The sequence below is a fragment of the Microbulbifer sp. CnH-101-G genome, assembly GCF_052466775.1.
In genome coordinates, this window is the sequence record NZ_CP174292.1 from 592,365 (window position 1) to 610,293 (window position 17,929).

Below are 17,929 nucleotides of genomic sequence, written 5' to 3' on the forward strand. Positions count from 1 at the left end.
CGGGCGAGGTGAATGCCTAACATTTAACAGTGATCATTTTGGTCACTTTGATCGTTATCGTAAATGAGGATAACTATCATTAACATTTATGATACAGGAATTTTTGGGGGCTCAAAACATTTCTGGCTGAAATTGCGATCTGGCTGATCGAAGCTTGTACAGGTTAAGTAAATGGTATCTGAGAATGGCGAGTGGGGGAGTGGCCAACGGAGGTCTTTAGCCAAGAGGAGGCGACCCCCGTGGTATGGAGTTCGATCTGTTAACCCTCTATTCGCGGTAGCAAAGAGAGGGTTATTTACAGGAGGAGCCGCTTAACCCGGTATTATTGAGACCGGCTTCACAAATTAATTGGTACGGAGGCTAGGAAATCTCCCCCAGTACATCAACCATCGCCGAAGTTAATTGGCTGAGGTCTTCTTTAGAAATCATATAGGGCGGCATGGCGTAGACCAGTTTGCCGAAGGGGCGCAGCCAAACGCCGCGCTCGATTAAAGCTTCCTGCACCTTGGCCATGTTTACCGGCTCGCGCATTTCCACCACTCCAATCGCGCCAAGGGCTCGAATATCGGCGACACCCGGTGCGGATTTTAATGGGGCTAGCTGTTCGGTCAGCTGCTGCTCGATTGCTGTTACTCGCTCCTGCCAGGGGCTGCTGAGTAGCAGTTGAATACTGGCGTCGGCGACGGCACAAGCCAACGGATTCCCCATAAAAGTAGGGCCGTGCATAAAGACTCCGGCCTCGCCATTGCAAATGCCTTCGGCAATACGGTCGCTACACAGCGCGGCCGCTAAAGTCATGGTGCCGCCGGTGAGGGCCTTGCCGAGGGTGAGAATGTCCGGGGTGATCGCGGCGTGGTCGCAGGCGAACATTTTGCCACTGCGGCCAAAGCCGGTGGCGATTTCATCGGCAATCAGCAGCAGGTCATATTCGTCACAGAGTGCTCGTACCCGGCGCAGGTAATCTGCGGAGTAAAAGCGCATACCGCCGGCACCCTGCACTATGGGTTCGAGAATTACCGCAGCCAATTGCGCGCTGTTTTGCGCAATCAGTTGTTCCAGTTCACGGATATCTTCATCGGGGCAGGTTTCGCCGAAAGGGGTTTGCGGGGCGGGGGCAAATAGGTGTTGGCTCAATTGCCCGGCAAACAGGTGGTGCATGCCGGTAACGGGATCACAGGTGGCCATGGCCCCAAAGGTATCGCCATGGTAGCCATTGCGAAGGGCCAGCAATTTACTTTTACCCGGTTTGCCCTGGGAGTGCCAAAACTGCAGAGCCATTTTAATGGCGACTTCTACAGATACTGAGCCGGAATCGGCCAGGAAAACCCGGTTCAGCCCCGGTGGGGTGATCTCCACCAGCTTTTTGCACAGTTCAATGGCTGGTTCATGGGTGAGGCCGCCAAACATCACATGGGACATCTTCTCCATTTGATCGCGCATGGCTTGATTCAGCTCGGGCACATTGTAGCCATGCAGGGCACTCCACCAGGAGGACATGCCGTCGATCAGGCCGCGGCCATCTTCCAGGAAAATTCGAACCCCTTCAGCCCTGGCCACAGGATAAACCGGTGGCGGGTTGATCAGTGAGGAGTAGGGGTGCCAGATATATTTGCGGTCGAATTCCAGGTCCATAAAACAGCTACATCTCTTTTTATGTGCGGCCAATAATCAAGCCAATGTATCGCAATCAGGCCAACTCCCGCAGCACTTTCAGTGGAGGCTGGCTCACGGAGCTGTAGCAGGCCAAGGTACCGGCAACGCCAACCAAAAAGGCGCCAACCAATGGGCCCAGTAGCCACAGGGTGGGGTGCAGTACCAGGGGCAGCTCGAACACCCGCTGCGAAAGCACGATTAGGGTGGCTTCGGCGCCGATGGCGGCGAGTAATCCAGCGGCACAGCCGAGTAATCCAAATTCCAGCATCAGGCTTTTGAGCAGTAGGCGTCTGCGTCCGCCCAGTGTGCGGATAATCGCGGCCTCCTGCAAACGCTCGGCGATGCTGGCTCGCACCCCAGCAATCAATACCAGTACTCCGGCGACGAGCATTAGCGCCATGACGGATTCGATCGCGAAAGACACTTGGTCGATGGTGTCGCGAATACGCAGGATGATTTTATCCAGCTCTATCACGCTGACACTGGGGTAGCTGCGTACCAGGTCGTTAACTAACAGCTTGTCCTCTGGGGGAAGATAAAAGCTGGTGATATAGGTGGCGGGAAAGCCCTCCAGGGTGCCTGGGGCAAACAGCATATAAAAATTCGGGCGCATGCTGTTCCAATCCAGGGAACGGAAGCTGGCCACAGGGGCCTCCACTTCCAGTCCGCCGATGGAAAACCGCAGCTTGTCACCTAGAGCCAAGTTGAGCTGGGCGGCCAGTTCCACCTCAACCGAGACTCCTTTACTGGTTTTGTCCCACCACTCGCCTTCGAGGATACGGTTATCCGGTGCCAGGTTTTCGGTCCAGCTCAGGTTGAGTTCCCGACGCACGCCGTTGGGGCGATCCTTAAGATCCTTGGTAAGGGTGTCATTGATGGCGATCAGGCGGCCGCGCACCATGGGATAGAACTCGGTGCTGCTGACTGCCTCTTTTTCCAGCATCTGCTGCATTCCATCCACATCTGTGGGGGCAATATTCAGCAGGAAGTGGTTGGGTGCTTTTTCAGGCAGCTGCATTCGCCACTCGTCGATGAGTGCGGTGCGTGCAAAGACCAGGGACAACATTGCCAGCAGGCCGGTACCAAAGGCGGCGATCAACAGCGTATTGAATGCGGCACGGCGTTGCAGACTACCCAGAGCGATACGCCAGGCACCACCTAAAGAGGCCAGCTTTCCGCGCACCAGTAATTGGTTGACCAGGGCGCTGCCTCCCACTAACAGGCCCATACCGGCGAGCAGGGCCAGGGTCATAGCCAAACTGCCGGACAGCCACCAGATCAACAGCAGCATGGCACTGGGGCCGAGGATGAGTCCCAGCCATTCGCGCCTGTCGGGGTTGCTCCAATCCTTGCGCAGTGTTTGCATGGGATCGGTACGAGCCAGGCGAAACAAGGGGGGCAGGGCAAAACCCAATGCGCAGGCCAAACCGGTGGCGAGGCCCACAAGCAGAGGGCCCCAGTGGCTGGCGGGTGGTGCTACCGGGAAGAATCCAGCCATCAGATTGACCGCTTGGGCCTGAATAAAGCTGCCCAGGGCTAAGCCAAGGCCGGTGGCAATCAATGTGAGAGCGGCCAGCTGACCCAGGTAAATGGCGAGTACTTTGTTGCGCCCGGCGCCAAGGCTTTTCATTACCGCTACATAGGCGGTATGTCTCAGCCCATAACGGCGTGCGGCAAGCCCTACGGCAACACTGGCGAGTAGCACGGCGAGGCTGGCGGCGAGAAACAGGAAGCGCTCAGCGCGGTTTAGAGCTGAGGCCACCCGCGGCTGGCCCTCGCGCAGGTCCAGCACCCGCTGGTGTTCAGTAAGCTGCGGTTTTAGCCAGGCAAAATATTTTTTAAGCGCTTGGTCGTCCCCGGCAAAGAGATAGCGGTAGCGCACTCGGCTGCCGGGCTGGATAACGCCGGAGGCCGGCAGGTCCTCGATATTTGCCAGTACCCGAGCGCCCATGTCGAATAGGCTGGTACCCCGGTCCGGCTCCCGCTCCAACAGGCCAGTCACTTTGAGTTGTGTATCGCCCAGGTCGATGAAATCGCCAAATTCAATTTCCAGTAGGGGCAGCAGGCGGGATTCCACCCAGGCTTCTCCAGGGGGAGGCCCCTGTTGCGCAATTTCACTTGAGGCATCCGGCGAGCGCCGGATCTCCAGATGACCAACCAGTGGGTAGCCACCATCTACGGCCTTCACCGAGACGAACTGAAACTGGTCGTTGGCGGAGATCATTGAGGCAAACTGAATGATTTGCCCCTGCTCCAGCCCTTGTTCCTTGGCTTTATCGAGCCAAGCCGAGTTGACTGGCTGGCTGCTGCGCAGGACTCTTTCTGCAGCCAGGAAGGTAAGCGACTGCTGCTCCATCGCGCGGGTGAGGCGATCGGTGAAGTGGGCAATCGCGGTTACACAGGTCACGGCCAGTACCAGGGCACTGGCAATGAGAGCCAGCTCGCCACCGCGCCAGTCCCTGAAAAGCAGTCGCAGAGGCAGCATCAGGCGGACACCTCCGAGAAGTTGTCATCCCCGGCGAGGGGCTCGTAGGACTCCACGGCACCCGCCGACATACGCAAGTGAGTGGCGCAGCGTTCAGCCAGGCGCTGCTCGTGGGTTACCAGCACCAGAGTGGTGCTGGATTCGGCATTGAGCTTAAAGAGTAAATCGATGATTTTGGCGCCGTTGCCGGCATCCAGGCTGCCGGTGGGTTCGTCGGCGAAAAGGATAGCGTCCTCGCCACTGAAGCTGGCGAATGCCCTGGCAATGGCGACCCGCTGCTGCTCTCCACCGGAGAGTTGGCGCGGGTAATGGCCCAGGCGATGCTCGAGCCCCACCTTGGCCAGGAACTCCTCCGCGCGTTTGGCGGCGCCGCGTTCACCGCGCAGCTCACTGGGCAGCATGACATTCTCGCGAGCGGTGAGGCCGGGTAGTAGCTGGAAGGTTTGGAAGACAAACCCCACACAGCGGGCGCGTACCGCCGCACGTTGTTCTTCATCCATGGCGGTAATTTCTTCGCCGGCTAGCCAGATTTTTCCCTCACTGGGCTTGTCCAATCCAGCTAATAGACCGAGCAAGGTGGACTTGCCGGAACCTGAGGCACCGGTCACAGCCAGGCTCTCTCCGCGCGCCAGTTGCAGGGAGATATTGTTTAATAGGGTCAATGGCCCTTCGCTGGTGGAGACTCTGTGATACAGGTTTTCTGCCGTAAGAATGGCGGACATACTGTGTTCCCTATACGGATGCGCGACTTTTTGGAGAGTATGACATGACGACAGCCTTTTTTCGGCAGTTGGCGGCTCAATTCAGCTTGGGACTGTTGCTGTTTATCCCCATTGGGGCTGCCCAGGCGAGCGCGGCGGATACCTTGTTGGTCCTGGGAGATAGTATCAGCGCTGCTTACGGCATCAATGAAGAGCAGGGCTGGGTGCAATTACTGCAAGAGCGCTTGCAGGAAAAGGGCAAAAAGGTTCGGGTGGTCAATGCCAGTATCAGCGGAGAGACGACTTCTGGTGGATTGACGCGTCTGCCGCGCCTGATGCAGGAGCATAACCCACGCTGGCTGATTGTTGAGCTGGGCGGCAATGATGGTCTGCGGGGTTACCCTCCTCAATCTTTACAGCGCAATCTGATGGAGATGGTGAAGCTGGCGAAGAACTCAGGTGTAGAGGTTTTACTGCTCGGCATGCGTATTCCGCCCAACTACGGCCGCGCTTATACCAATGCCTTTGCCGCTGTTTACCCCAAGGTGGCCAAATCCGAACAGGTTGGGTTGGTGCCCTTCTTCCTGGAAACTGTCGCGCTTGAAGACGGTGCCATGCAATCCGATGGTATCCACCCAACCGCCAAGGCACAGCCGGCATTACTGGAGCATGTTTGGCCCTGTGTTGAGTTCCTGTTAGCGGAAAAGTCGGATGGGGAGTCGTGTACTCCGTGATCGAAATGCGTACAATCGCGCCCCCTAGCAATATGAAAGCCTCGCTCCACACTGATAGGCGATGGCTGTGACCCCCAGTCCCGGTCACCGGTACCGAAATAGTTAGAGAGACACCATGTCCGAAGTGGAAAATCGCCGCGAGCGACTCGAATTCAACAAACTGCAGAAACGCCTGCGCCGCCATGTGGGCCGCGCTATTGCCGACTTCAACATGATTGAAGAAGGCGACAAAATCATGGTTTGCTTATCCGGCGGTAAGGATTCTTACGCCATGCTGGATATTCTGCTGAATCTACAAAAAACCGCCCCGGTGAACTTTGAGTTGGTGGCGGTGAATATGGACCAGAAGCAACCCGGTTTCCCTGAGCATATCCTGCCGGAATATCTTCGCTCCCTCGGCGTGCCACATCATATCGTAGAGAAAGATACCTATTCGGTGGTGCAGGAAGTGGTGCCTGAAGGCAAGACCACTTGCAGTCTCTGTTCACGACTGCGTCGCGGTACCCTCTACGGCTTTGCTGAGGAAATCGGTGCCACCAAAGTGGCTCTTGGCCATCATAAAGACGATATCGTCGAGACCCTGTTCCTGAATATGTTTTACGGCGGTCGCCTGAAGGCGATGCCGCCCAAGTTGCGTGCAGATGACGGGCGCAATATTGTGATTCGCCCGCTGGCTTACTGCCGAGAAGAGGATATTGCCCGTTACGCGGAGTTCAAGGAATTCCCCATCATTCCCTGTAACTTGTGCGGTAGTCAGGAAAATCTGCAGCGTCAGGCCATCAAGCAGATGTTGCGGGAGTGGGACAATAAATTCCCAGGGCGCAGTGAAAATATCTTTGCCGCATTAACACGTATATCCCCGTCGCAACTGGCGGACAGGGATCTCTACGATTTCGAAAGTCTGGAGTTGGATCGCTCTACGCCGTCGGCTGCCGAGCGCCCTGACCATTTAATTCAGCGCCAGGTGAACTCTTGGGAGCCGGATGATGCGCAGGAGGCTGAGCCCCAGTATATCTCGGCGCTGAATTTGTAGGGTCGGCGCCGCTTACCAGTTGGGCGTAACTGCATTCAAAATCCTGGGTAGTGGCACTGGGTCCGTGATGGAAGTATTGATGCCACAACCGCGCCATTTTGGTCACATCGCAGGTATCTGATTCGGGGATTTTATGCACCTCGGCTGAGCGATACACCAGCCAGGCTATGGCCGTGGCGTAGCGCAGGTTGGTGGTCAGTTCACTGTGGGGGTGATCGAGAAAATCCCGCTGGCTGGCGAGGCCCCGAATTTTTGAGGCCAATGCGGGGTGATTAATCAGGTAGTCGTCCCAGATTTCCCGGTGAGTGTGGGGCTGAATTTGATAAATCCCAAGCCCGTGGCGCCGTCCTTGTTTAAGGTGGAAGCCCAGCTGAGATTCCTGCGCGGCAGTGCCCAGCAAAAGGTTTTCCATGCCCTGGCTCCAGGCTCTCAAGTGCTTGAGGGTTGGGCGGATAACCTGGAGGCGCAGTTCGTCCAGACAGATTCCCATAGTATTTTCTTTTTTCTGTGGTTGTTCTGAATATTTAGTTTGTGGATTGAGTTGACGCCAGCCGTTAAGTAGATTTACGCGCAATAAACATAATTATTTTTGAAGTGGCTCCGGTTCTGTAGCGCATTTCGCTCAAAAAGCGAGCAGGGCGTCACAGCTATTGCCTTCTTTCGGTGCCACTCCGTTTTGAGCAGAAGGAATTCCTATGTCCGCAGAGTGGCTCGTTGCCCTGACTTTTATTGCCTACCTGGCCCTTATCCTGGTGATTGGCGTTTACGCTTATTTGCGTACCAAAAATGCCAGTGATTATTTTCTCGGTGGGCGTTCATTGCCTCCTGCGGTTGCCGCGCTATCGGCCGGCGCTTCGGATATGAGTGGCTGGTTGTTACTTGGGTTGCCCGGGGCCGCCTATGCTGCGGGTCTCTCTGCCGGTTGGATCGCTATAGGGCTTTTTTCCGGTATCCTGCTGAGCTGGGTAAGCATGGCGCGTCGCCTGCGCATTTATACCTATGAGTTGGATGACTCCCTCACGGTGCCCGCTTATCTGGACCGCCGTTTCAAAATGGGCCATCCCTATCTTCGGACGGTGTGTGCGATCTTTATTCTGTTGTTCTTTCTCTTCTATGTGGCTTCGGGCCTGATTGCCGGTGGCAAGTTATTCGAAACCGTATTCGGTTGGGACTACCACTGGGCGGTGATTGTCGGTGCCATCGCAGTAATTTCTTACACCCTGTTCGGTGGTTTCCTGGCGGTATCCTGGACCGATGTGTTCCAGGGCTTATTAATGAGCGCTGCTCTGATTGCCGTACCACTGGTTGTGATTTCGGACCAGGGCGGTTTCTCCGCTAGTTGGGCCCAGTTGCAAGCGCAGCAACCACAATTAACGCATTGGCTCACGGATGGCAGTGGTCAGGCGTTGGGCTTAGTGGCCATTCTCAGCTCCCTGGCCTGGGGACTGGGTTACTTTGGGCAGCCCCATATTCTGGCTCGCTTTATGGCGGTGCGCAGCCCAGATGATGTGCCTGCAGCGGCGACAGTTGCGGCAGTATGGTCTCTGATTGGTTTTCTCGGCGCTATGGCGGTGGGTCTGTTTGCCCATCTGCAGATGCAGCAGGGGTTGCCTGATGGTGAGACTGTCTTTATGGAACTGGTTCAAGTGCTGTTCCACCCGGTTGTTGCCGGCGTACTGCTGGCGGCGATTCTCTCTGCCATTATGAGCACCGCAGATTCTCAGTTATTAGTCTCTTCAGCTGCACTGGCAGAAGATATCTATCATGTCTGGTTTGGTCGCAAGACCAGCCCGGAAGCCATGGTGAAAGTTGGGCGCTGGGCTGTGGTTGGCCTTTCCCTGATTGCTGTATGGATTGCTATGGACCCGAATTCCAAGGTTCTGGATGTGGTGAGCTATGCCTGGGCTGGTCTGGGTGCTGCTTTCGGCCCCGCTCTGCTGATCAGCCTTTATTGGTCACGTATGACAGGTAGCGGAGCCATTGCCGGGGTAATCGTGGGTGGTATCACCGTAGTGGTTTGGGAACAGCTCTCGGGGGGAATCTTTGATATCTATGAGTTGTTGCCTGGTTTCATTTTCTCAGCAGCTGCTATCGTCATAGTTAGCGCGTTGACGAAATGTCCGGAAACCGTGGCTTCTCAACATAAAAAGCTGTTGGGATAAGCCTGGGGGCTGCAGGGTTCTGTGTCGATGAGCCCAGCGACTTGTCTGCAGCGCGAAGGGCGCGCTCCATTGTGGGCGCGACTGTTGTGAAGCGAAAAGGATTTCCATCCGCAGCGATTATTCAAATAGCGGTTGGAGATACTGAGTGATCAAAGTTCATCTCGGTGATATCACACGATTGAACGTCGATGTCATCGTCAACGCCGCCAATACCCGCCTGCTTGGCGGCGGTGGTGTGGACGGAGCCATTCACCGCGCTGCGGGCCCTGAGTTACTGGAGGCATGTCGAAGTATCGGCGGATGCCCGGTTGGTGAGGTCCGCGCTACCAGTGCTTTCTCGATTCCCGTCAAACGTATTTATCACACTGTCGGCCCGGTCTGGCGTGGCGGCCGCCTGGGTGAGCCGGAGTTGCTGTCGAGCTGCTATCGCCAGTGCCTGACGCTGGCACGGCGGGAGAGTATGCGCTCTATTGCCTTCCCGGCAATTAGCTGTGGTGTTTACGATTACCCTCCCAGGTTGGCAGCGGAAATTGCAGTGGAGCAGGTGCAGCACCACCTGGAGAAGGAGGGGGCGCCGCTGAGTATCGTCTTTTGTTGTTTTGACGAGGAAATGGCTGAGCTCTATCACACCCAGCTGGATGCCTATGTGCGGCGTTAACTGGTGACTTTGCGCATTGGCCTGATTCATTCGGCCATTGATTGCGCTGCGAGTGTTAAGCAAGATAAGTAACTGGCAATAAAAAATAAGAAAAGGAGATTGTCATGCGCAGTGCCCAGCAGTGGTTTGCCGAATACGGTGAAAGCCATCAGAACCCCATCAACAAGTCCATTCACTGGATTGCGGTGCCGGTGATTTATGCCACCGTTGCCGGTCTTTTATGGGATATCCCACAACCGCAGTTCATGGCCGCAATTCCCTGGTTGAATTGGGCAGTGGTGATTACGGTACCCGTGATGTTGTTCTATTTTGCCCTGTCTTTCTCCATTGGCCTGGGAATGACGGCGTTGACCGTGGTGTGTTTATGGGCCTGGTCTGTGGTTGAGCGGCTGGGGGTTCCAGTGTGGCAGACGGCGCTAGGGCTGTTTGTGGTGATGTGGGTTTTTCAGTTTATCGGTCATCATATCGAAGGGAAAAAACCCTCATTCTTTAAAGACGTTCAATTCTTATTGATAGGCCCTGCTTGGGTGATTGGCTTTATTTATCGCAAGCTGGGTATTCAGTACTGACTCCGTTTCTTGATAACAAGAGAGGGGCGGTGGACCAGTCGCCTCTCTTGTTATCTCACTCCTCAAATTGGGCTAGCGGTTGTAATGGACCGGCACCTCTAAAGTTTCTTTCACTTCCTCCATCACTACGTAGCTGGTGCACTCCTGTACCTCCGGTAGAGTCAAAAGCGTTTCGCCATAAAACTTGCGGTAGGCACTCATATCGGCAACTCGGGCCTTGATCAGGTAATCGAAATTGCCTGAAACCAGATAGCATTCCTGTACTTCCGGTAGTGCCGCCACGGCATTGCGAAACTCCTCGAAGGCATCCTGGGCGGAACGGTTTAGGCGAATCTGCACAAATACCACCAGGGCAGCGTCGAGGAACTCTGGATTGATCAATGCGGTATAGCCCTGGATAACCCCATCGTTTTCCAGTCGTTTCACCCGCTCGACACAAGGAGTTGCAGTCAATCCCACCTGACGGGCCAGTTCTGCATAGCTGGTGCGGCCATTTTTCTGCAGGACCCGCAAAATATTGCGGTCCACGGTATTCAGCTCTCCCGCGCGCTTGCGCATACCTTGTCTCCTTTGCGAGCGATCAGCTCAAAAAATGGTCTTGATACGAGTGCGGCTAGTTGATTCCACTAGTTTGATAAAAACTCTTGTAGAAATCCACTTTTAAAATGGCCCTATACTGGGGAAAACGCAGAAATTAGGTGTGGCTCTAATTCGTTGAAGAGACTACGCCAAACGCAGAGATTAAGGAGCAGAAAATGTTGATTGGCGTCCCGAAAGAGATCAAAAACCACGAGTACCGCATTGGCCTGACGCCGTCGAGTGTTCGCGAACTGATCGGCCATGGCCATCAGGTAATCGTACAGAAAGATGGCGGTACCGCTATCGGCTTTACCGACGAAATGTACGAGCAAGCCGGAGCCAAGATCATCGATACTCCGGAAGAAATTTTTGCCACCGCTGACATGATCGTCAAGGTAAAAGAGCCCCAGCCTCACGAGTGCGAAATGCTGCGCCCCGGACAGGTTCTTTACACTTACCTGCACCTGGCTCCAGATCCCAAGCAGACCGAGCTCCTGGTTAAATCCGGTGCTACCTGCATTGCTTATGAAACCGTGACCGACCGTTTCGGCGGCCTGCCACTATTGGCGCCGATGTCTGAAGTTGCCGGCCGTATGTCCGTACAGTGCGGTGCGCACCACCTGGAGAAAGCTCAGGGTGGCCTGGGTGTATTGCTTGGCGGCGTTCCCGGTGTAGCTCCTGCCAAGGTGCTGATTATCGGTGGCGGTGTGGTTGGTACCAATGCGGCCAAGATGGCGCTGGGCATGGGTGCCGATGTCACCATTCTGGATCGCTCCCTGCCGCGCCTGCGTCAACTGGATGATATCTTCGGCGGCGCTGTGCGTACTGAATACTCCACTAACGATGCGATTGAAAAGCACGCTTTGGATGCGGATTTGGTCGTAGGTGCAGTTCTGATTCCTGGCGCTGCAGCTCCGAAGCTGTTGACTCGCGATATCATCAGCCGCATGAAGAAAGGTGCTGTGGTTGTGGACGTGGCTATTGACCAAGGCGGTTGTTTCGAAACCTCCAAAGCGACCACTCACCAGGAGCCCACTTACGTTGTTGACGGTGTGGTGCACTACTGTGTTGCCAATATGCCCGGTGGTGTAGCGCGCACCTCTACTATGGCTCTGAACAACGCTACCCTGCCTTACGCCGTAGCATTGGCCAACAAAGGTGCCAAGCAGGCATTGTTGGATGATGCCAATTTGCTGGAAGGCCTGAATGTCCACGCTGGTATGGTGACTTACAAGGCAGTTGCCGATGTATTGGGTTATGAGTTTGTTGATCCCAAGCTGGCTTTGCAAAAAGTTGCCGAGGCTGAAGGCGCTGTAGCTTAATAATTTGCGGCTGCTATGCAGCTGCTTTTTGAACAAGAAAGCGGTAACGCGCTTGTTTTGAAGGGAATTTTCCCCGGAGCGCTCTTTGGCGTTCCTCTCTGTGAGACCTGGTGACCTCTGTCACCATTGTAGCCGCGTTTGTACGCGGCTTTTTTATGGCTGCTGTATTGCTGTCCTTAATCGGGGCCCTTGCTGATGCAAGATAAGTAGCCCACTTCCCAGCCGTATTTCTCCCCTCAATCAATACCATTATTGGTTACGAAATAAAAAAAGGGGAGGTCTCTCTAGCCTCCCCATGGTTGTTTATGCGCCCAGTTTCTATCGTCTCTTCTTCCCTGAGCCTGGCCGGGCTTTAAGGGTTAGAATAGCCAGACTTCAACTCGGCGGTTCTTGATTTTGGCTCTGGAATTATTAGAGGCAATAGGGAGGTAGGCTCCAAAGCCCTGAACGGGAGCGGTATTGATTTTGTAATCGCGCAGAGCTGAGCGGACGGTCACTGCGCGAAGTTTGGATAGGATAACCGAACGCTCTGGGCTGACTTTTTCATCGCCAAACCCGATAAGTAATAGTTCTCGTCCCTGGTTTTGCGGTTTTTCCATAAACTTTGCCAGTCTCTCAATATCCTGCTGAGCCTTGTTGTCCAGTGAGGCGCTGCCCTCTGAAAATCGGAAATTAATACTGAGGCGCTCAGCATTTCGAGTCAGTTCCAAATATTCACTTGGTCCTTCCCGAGACTCCTCTGGTTTAAAGCCGATGGGAGTTTGCGCGACGAACCCGGAGGATTTCACCTGCTCTTGCCCCGACTCACTCTGTACAAAACGTAGAAATTCTTCTGCTGTTGAGTTGGAGGAATAAACTGGAGTGTATAAGAAAAGGCGGCGCGACAGGGGGTAGTCTTCCGTAGCAATGGTCAGGTGCTCAGGAGCTTGCGGGAGTGTATTTTGGTCAGAAACGGCAACAGCTTTTGTCTGACGAATGGATGCTAGCCCAACAAAACCGATTCCGCGTGGGTCTGAGGTAACAAGGTCGGAAAGTTGATCGTTGGACTCGTAGCGCCTGGCCCTACTGGAGAGAGAGTAACGCTTGCCTAGTACTAAACTTTTAAAAGTATCCCAGGTCCCGGACTGGTCATCTCGCGCATAAATATTAATGCGGCCCTTGCCTTTGCCGAGTTCTGACCAGTCTTTTATTTGGCCGGAAAAAATAGCACTGATTTCCTGTAAGGTCAGTTGGTTAATAGGGTTGCGCGGATGCACGATAATCGCCAGTCCATCAATAGCAATGACATGTTCAGCCTTGCGGCTGCGCATATCACCCATTTGGCTTAGGGCGTTGAACTCGCTGTCTTTGATAGGGCGCGAAGCCATGGCGATATCTGCTTGAGCCAGTTTGAGTCCCTTAAAACCAGTGCTGGAACCGTGTGCAGCTATATCGACAAATACAGTGTTATTGCCAACTTTTGCCTGCATTCGCACTTCGTTGGGAGTTCCGAGTGGCTTGATACTGATATCAGTGGCTCCCTTCGCAGTGAAATAGTCGTGAACCAAGCTGGGCGCCAGCTGAGCACCAATGGTATTAGAGCCGTGTAGGCTGAATAATTTTCCGTTGCTGTCTGAAGAAAAAGTCGAGACTGCGCTTGAGGCAATAGGACTTAGAAGACAAATAAGAAGGAATGTTATTGAGCGGCATAATCGCTGAAAAAATAGGTACATGTGACCTGGACCCTAGGGAAGTAAAACGAGGCCGCAAAATATGTCTTATTTATGACAAAATGATGAAATCTTGATGAATAAAGCGTGCAAAAGTCTCAAACTTAAGTTCAGTGCAGGTCATGGCGCTGGAGCAATAAACTGGAGCAATAAAGAGGTCATATTGCCGAGGCTTTTTGAATGCAAAAGGTTTGCGACATTAACGGTTTGTGAAAAATTAGAAAAATGCGGGTCACAAGCACCATCAAGCGTTATGAAGCTGGCTTGTGACTACTCCGCGAGATTTTTCCTTTGGGGTTGTTTATTACTAACTGGAGGGAAAAAGTCGGCTTACCAGAACTGGCAGAGCCGTCTCTACCCGGAGAATCCGTGGGCCCAAGTGTACAGAATGGAATCCGGCTTCTTTGAGTTTTTCAACTTCGTAGGCAATAAATCCCCCTTCGGGACCAATGGCTAAGGTGCAGTTTTCACTGAGATCCACCGGACAGGTCGTGCCACCGATAGGGTGGGCTACCAGTTTGTGTGAACCTTGAGAGAGTTCGGGTAGCTCATCCTCTACAAAGGGTTTAAAGCGTTTGCGCAAGAGGATTTCCGGCATTTGAGTATCGACAGCCTGTTCAAGTCCGAGCAGGCACTGTTCGAACAGTTTCTCCTCGTCCAGCCAAGGGGTTTGCCAGTAGGATTTTTCCACCCGGTAGCTATTGATCAAGACCAGCTTCTTAACTCCCAGTGCGGTGACATGCTGGATAATGCGCTTCAGCATTTTGGGGCGTGGCAGTGCCAGGATCAGGGTGATTGGTGGAGGTGGAGGCGGATTCCTTGTTAGTTCCACCCGCAGCTCAACCTGTTGATCGTCGAGGCTGGTAATTTGCCCAGAGCCGATATTTCCATTCAGCAGGCCCACGCGCAGTTGCTGGCCGGGCTCGGCCCGGTGGACTTTGATGATATGTTCCAGCCTGCGGCCGAAGAGGCGGACGATATCGGAGCTGATAAAGTCAGCTTCATGTAAAAGAATCAGGTTCAAAACCGGGTCTCTTGAGGCTATGGAAAATTATTGTTGCGAATGAGTCTTCACCGCTCACCTCTTAGCACTGGCAATGGCGCCCTTACCAAGGCCCTCATAGGCGCGGACTTTGATTTCACTGCCCGGGTGCTTTTCCGCGAGAGTTGTGGCGATATATTGGGCCAATTGCTCAACGGTGGTATCGCAATCCAATATTTCACAAGCGCTAGCGGGTAACTCTAGCGTGAAATCTCCCTGTTGGGCCCGGTAGGCGAAGGTTAGGCTGTGTGTATTTTCGTTATCGTCTTGGCAAAGATCTTCCCGGGTGCCCAAATAAATATCTTTCCAGCGTTGCGCCCACTCTTGCTCTAATTGATCGTCTCGATCTCCCTCGACGAAAATTTGGATCCGTGAGCGGTGGCCGTGGGCAATGCGCTGGCAGTTACCCTGGTGTTTTTTCAGGCCGTGGCTGTAGTGATAAAAAGCATCCTGGATTTGTTCATCTTCAAACGACAGCTTGAGCTGTTCGACACTGGCTGGGAAGGAGCTGGCCAGTTGTTGCACACTCCAGCGGGCAACATTTTCTGCATTGATAATGTCACTTTCCACCAGGGCGAATGCCTGCCCCGGTCCCGATACTGAGATTTGTTCTCCACTCGCGAGCAGCCACTCAAGAGAGATATTGCCATCTTGATGGGTCAGCGTAAGACCGGGGGCAAGGGTGGGAACCAAGAGGCGATGGTCGAGCTGATCATCTAACCAATGGCGCAATGTCTTTTTAACGATACCAAAATCGCAAACCATACCCTGGTTATCGAGTGCGCCATCCAGGGCGGCATTCGCCAGCCAGGTTTCGCCTACGAGCCCGCGCTGATGGTCCAGGTAGCTGAAATCAACATTGGTCAAATTATCGACAAAAAGGTGCATGGGTAACTCTTCAGAAGGGGGTAAAGTAGTAGTCGCCTATTATAACCTGTTAATAGGGCTGGAACTCGCGCCTTTAACCCTCTATAATCGCGCCCTCTTCGGATGCACCGAAGATCGTTGTGGTGGCCCTTCCGGTCCCCTCGCAATGAACAGCTGTGAACCCCGCCAGGCCCGGAAGGGAGCAACGGTAGCAGTGGTATCATGTGCCGAGGGTGTTGCTGGTTGGGCCGCCTCCTTAAATGCCCTCCTTTTTACTGATCCCCCATTTCCTTTTATTCCTGTATCTCATCGTCGTTCGCTCTGACTGCTCCCGTCGGCCTGTAGTCGTTTCCGATAGCACCGTATTTTTCCCCAGAAAACGGCAAATATGGGAGATTTTGTGCCGATCTGCATTTAACTTGTGGGCTTACCATCGCTGGTAAGGGCAGGCTTATGCTATAAACGGCGACAGTTATAACTAGGCCCAATAATGATTATCTGAGGGGAAGATGAAGAAAGTTGCTCTTGCCATTGCAGCTGCAGTCGCGCTGTCTGCCTGTGACAGCGCTCAGCAGTCACAAAAATCCATGGGGGTGGCGCAGGCCACTGCAGAAAGCCCTGCGGCCAAAAAGGGTCCACTGACAGCTGAGGATGCCAAAGCATTCCTTGATGATGCACAGGCCCGTCTGGAGAAAATGGCCCAGGAAATGAGCCACGCCGCTTGGTTGGCATCTACCTATATCAATCTTGACTCGCAGTATGTGGAGGCTCTCGCTTCTGAGCGCTATACGACCATGGCTGTAGAGCTCGCTTCAGAAGCGGCTAAATTCAATGATCTGAAGCTCGATCCAGATACCCGCCGCAAGCTGACCATGCTGAAGCAGGGGCTGGTATTCCCGGCGCCGAAGGATCCCGCCCTGACGGCAGAGCTGGCCCAGATCGGCTCGAAAATGCAGGGTATGTATGGTGCCGGTAAGTACTGTCGGGAAGAAGAGGGGGTCGATAAGTGTTACACCCTGACCGAGATGGGTCAGGTAATGGCGACCAATCGCGACCCAGAGCTGCTCAAGGATTTGTGGGTTGGCTGGCGTAAAATTTCCCCGCCTATGAAGCCGCTATATGAGCGCCAGGTGGAGATCGGTAATGCCGGTACTGAAGAGTTGGGCTACGACAACCTGAGTGTTTTCTGGCGCTCCAAATACGATATGGAGCCCGATGCCTTCGCTGCCGATATGGATGCTCAGTGGGGCAAGGTGAAACCCTTGTATGAGGCATTGCACTGTCATGTGCGCGCCAAACTGAATGAGCACTACGGCGATGAGGTAGTACCTGCTCAGGGTAAGATCCCCGCACACCTTCTTGGCAACATGTGGGCTCAGGAGTGGGGCAATGTCTATGACCTGGTCAAAGACGATGACATGCAGGCACCCTACGACCTGACCCAGCTCGTAGTTGATTCAGGTATGAGCGAGCAGGATATGGTTAAGGCAGGTGAGAAGTTCTTTACTTCTCTCGGCTTCAAACCATTGCCGGAGACTTTCTGGGAGCGCTCTCAGTTCACCCAGCCTCGCGATCGTGATGTTGTTTGTCACGCCAGTGCCTGGAATATGGATGGCCAGGATGATATCCGTATCAAGATGTGCATTAACAAGACTGGCGAAGACCTGGTCACTATCCATCATGAGCTGGGGCACAACTTCTATCAGCGCATTTATAAGGAGCAGCCCTTCCTCTATAAAGAGGGTGCCAACGATGGCTTCCACGAGGCTGTTGGCGATACTATCGCTCTGTCTATCACGCCTAAGTACCTGAAGGAAATCGGCCTGATGGATGAGGTGCCGGATGAGAGTAAAGACATCGGTTACCTGATGCAGCAGGCGCTGGATAAAATTGCATTTCTGCCATTTGGTTTGTTGGTAGATAAGTGGCGCTGGCAGGTTTTCAATGGTGAGGTTCAACCGGCTGATTACAATAAGGCCTGGTGGAAGCTGCGCGAGGAATATCAGGGTATTCAGGCTCCGGTAGAGCGCACTGAGGCGAACTTCGACCCCGGTGCCAAGTACCATATCCCCGGTAACACGCCTTACGCTCGCTATTTCCTGGCCCGCATCCAGCAGTTCCAATTCCATCGCGCGCTGTGTGAAGCCGCTGGTGAGACTGGCCCCCTCCATCGCTGCTCCATTTATCAAAATGATGAAGCGGGTAAGAAATTGCGTACCATGTTGGCGATGGGTGCTAGCAAGCCCTGGCCGGATGCGATGGAAGCTTTGACTGGTCAGCGTGACCTGGATGCCTCTGCCATTATCGATTACTTCCAGCCTTTGATGGCTTACTTGGAAGAGCAGAACAAAGGCCGTCAGTGCGGTTGGTAAGTTAGCGCCTTATAGGTTTGTCTGACGGGAAAGGGGAGTGTAA

The 17,929-nt window shown here is 54.0% G+C and carries 15 protein-coding genes and 1 other RNA gene; 8 read left to right on the plus strand and 8 right to left on the minus strand.

Annotated elements, in window-relative coordinates:
• Nucleotides 1–360: 360 nt before the first annotated feature.
• From bioA to ACJJID_RS02790, 3 genes are read right to left on the minus strand one after another with little or no spacing between them, the layout of a single operon-like run.
• Nucleotides 361–1,632 carry an adenosylmethionine--8-amino-7-oxononanoate transaminase gene (gene bioA / locus ACJJID_RS02780; RefSeq protein WP_444921391.1) on the minus strand — a complete coding sequence of 424 codons (1,272 nt, stop codon included), beginning with the start codon at nt 1,630–1,632 and terminating at the stop codon, nt 361–363.
• A 55-nt stretch (nt 1,633–1,687) separates the two neighbouring features.
• Complete coding sequence (locus ACJJID_RS02785; RefSeq protein ID WP_444921392.1) at nt 1,688–4,138, minus strand: ABC transporter permease; 2,451 nt, start codon at nt 4,136–4,138, stop codon at nt 1,688–1,690.
• Nucleotides 4,138–4,860, minus strand: a complete 723-nt coding sequence (locus ACJJID_RS02790; RefSeq protein WP_252085010.1) for an ABC transporter ATP-binding protein — start codon at nt 4,858–4,860, stop codon at nt 4,138–4,140. Before ACJJID_RS02790 ends, ACJJID_RS02785 begins: the two co-directional genes overlap by 1 nt.
• Before the next feature lie 44 nt (nt 4,861–4,904).
• Here ACJJID_RS02790 and ACJJID_RS02795 point away from each other — a divergent pair, with 44 nt between their 5' ends.
• Both ACJJID_RS02795 and ttcA read left to right on the plus strand, forming a co-directional pair.
• Nucleotides 4,905–5,573: an arylesterase gene (locus ACJJID_RS02795; RefSeq protein WP_444921393.1), complete on the plus strand. Its 669-nt coding sequence runs from the start codon at nt 4,905–4,907 to the stop codon at nt 5,571–5,573.
• A gap of 115 nt (nt 5,574–5,688) precedes the next feature.
• A complete protein-coding gene (ttcA, locus tag ACJJID_RS02800; RefSeq protein WP_152452255.1) occupies nt 5,689–6,606 on the plus strand; it encodes a tRNA 2-thiocytidine(32) synthetase TtcA in 918 nt (305 codons plus the stop codon).
• On the opposite strand, the gene ACJJID_RS02805 is transcribed toward ttcA, so the two are convergent.
• The gene (locus tag ACJJID_RS02805) at nt 6,491–7,096 is read right to left on the minus strand and encodes a hypothetical protein (protein WP_444921394.1); all 606 of its coding nucleotides are present in this window, start codon (nt 7,094–7,096) and stop codon (nt 6,491–6,493) included. The genes ttcA and ACJJID_RS02805 overlap by 116 nt on opposite strands.
• Before the next feature lie 205 nt (nt 7,097–7,301).
• On the opposite strand from ACJJID_RS02805, the gene putP reads away from it, so the two are divergent.
• The 3 genes from putP to ACJJID_RS02820 all read left to right on the plus strand — a co-directional run bounded on the left by putP (nt 7,302) and on the right by ACJJID_RS02820 (nt 9,995).
• Nucleotides 7,302–8,768: a sodium/proline symporter PutP gene (gene putP, locus ACJJID_RS02810; RefSeq protein WP_444921395.1), complete on the plus strand. Its 1,467-nt coding sequence runs from the start codon at nt 7,302–7,304 to the stop codon at nt 8,766–8,768.
• A gap of 145 nt (nt 8,769–8,913) precedes the next feature.
• Nucleotides 8,914–9,426, plus strand: coding sequence for an O-acetyl-ADP-ribose deacetylase (locus ACJJID_RS02815; protein ID WP_444921396.1), 513 nt, complete (start codon nt 8,914–8,916; stop codon nt 9,424–9,426).
• Between the two features lie 104 nt (nt 9,427–9,530).
• Nucleotides 9,531–9,995 carry an Mpo1 family 2-hydroxy fatty acid dioxygenase gene (locus ACJJID_RS02820; protein WP_152452261.1) on the plus strand — a complete coding sequence of 155 codons (465 nt, stop codon included), beginning with the start codon at nt 9,531–9,533 and terminating at the stop codon, nt 9,993–9,995.
• Between the two features lie 72 nt (nt 9,996–10,067).
• Here the strand turns inward: ACJJID_RS02820 and ACJJID_RS02825 are convergent, their stop codons facing one another.
• Nucleotides 10,068–10,553 carry an Lrp/AsnC ligand binding domain-containing protein gene (locus ACJJID_RS02825; RefSeq protein WP_152452263.1) on the minus strand — a complete coding sequence of 162 codons (486 nt, stop codon included), beginning with the start codon at nt 10,551–10,553 and terminating at the stop codon, nt 10,068–10,070.
• Between the two features lie 197 nt (nt 10,554–10,750).
• Here ACJJID_RS02825 and ald point away from each other — a divergent pair, with 197 nt between their 5' ends.
• A complete protein-coding gene (gene ald, locus ACJJID_RS02830; protein ID WP_152452266.1) occupies nt 10,751–11,896 on the plus strand; it encodes an alanine dehydrogenase in 1,146 nt (381 codons plus the stop codon).
• A 359-nt stretch (nt 11,897–12,255) separates the two neighbouring features.
• Here the strand turns inward: ald and ACJJID_RS02835 are convergent, their stop codons facing one another.
• The 3 genes from ACJJID_RS02835 to ACJJID_RS02845 all read right to left on the minus strand — a co-directional run bounded on the left by ACJJID_RS02835 (nt 12,256) and on the right by ACJJID_RS02845 (nt 15,535).
• Complete coding sequence (locus tag ACJJID_RS02835) at nt 12,256–13,365, minus strand: substrate-binding domain-containing protein (protein WP_444921397.1); 1,110 nt, start codon at nt 13,363–13,365, stop codon at nt 12,256–12,258.
• A gap of 547 nt (nt 13,366–13,912) precedes the next feature.
• Nucleotides 13,913–14,629 (minus strand): 16S rRNA (uracil(1498)-N(3))-methyltransferase, encoded by a 717-nt coding sequence (locus ACJJID_RS02840; protein ID WP_444921398.1) that lies wholly within the window; start codon nt 14,627–14,629, stop codon nt 13,913–13,915.
• Nucleotides 14,630–14,683: 54 nt separating this feature from the next.
• Entirely contained in the window at nt 14,684–15,535 is an 852-nt protein-coding gene (locus ACJJID_RS02845; protein ID WP_444921399.1) for a 6-carboxytetrahydropterin synthase, read from the minus strand.
• A 129-nt stretch (nt 15,536–15,664) separates the two neighbouring features.
• On the opposite strand from ACJJID_RS02845, the gene ffs reads away from it, so the two are divergent.
• Together ffs and ACJJID_RS02855 are read left to right on the plus strand one after the other, a co-directional pair.
• Nucleotides 15,665–15,762: signal recognition particle sRNA small type (ffs, locus tag ACJJID_RS02850), an RNA gene on the plus strand.
• Between the two features lie 261 nt (nt 15,763–16,023).
• A complete protein-coding gene (locus ACJJID_RS02855) occupies nt 16,024–17,886 on the plus strand; it encodes a M2 family metallopeptidase (protein ID WP_444921400.1) in 1,863 nt (620 codons plus the stop codon).
• Nucleotides 17,887–17,929 lie beyond the last annotated feature (43 nt).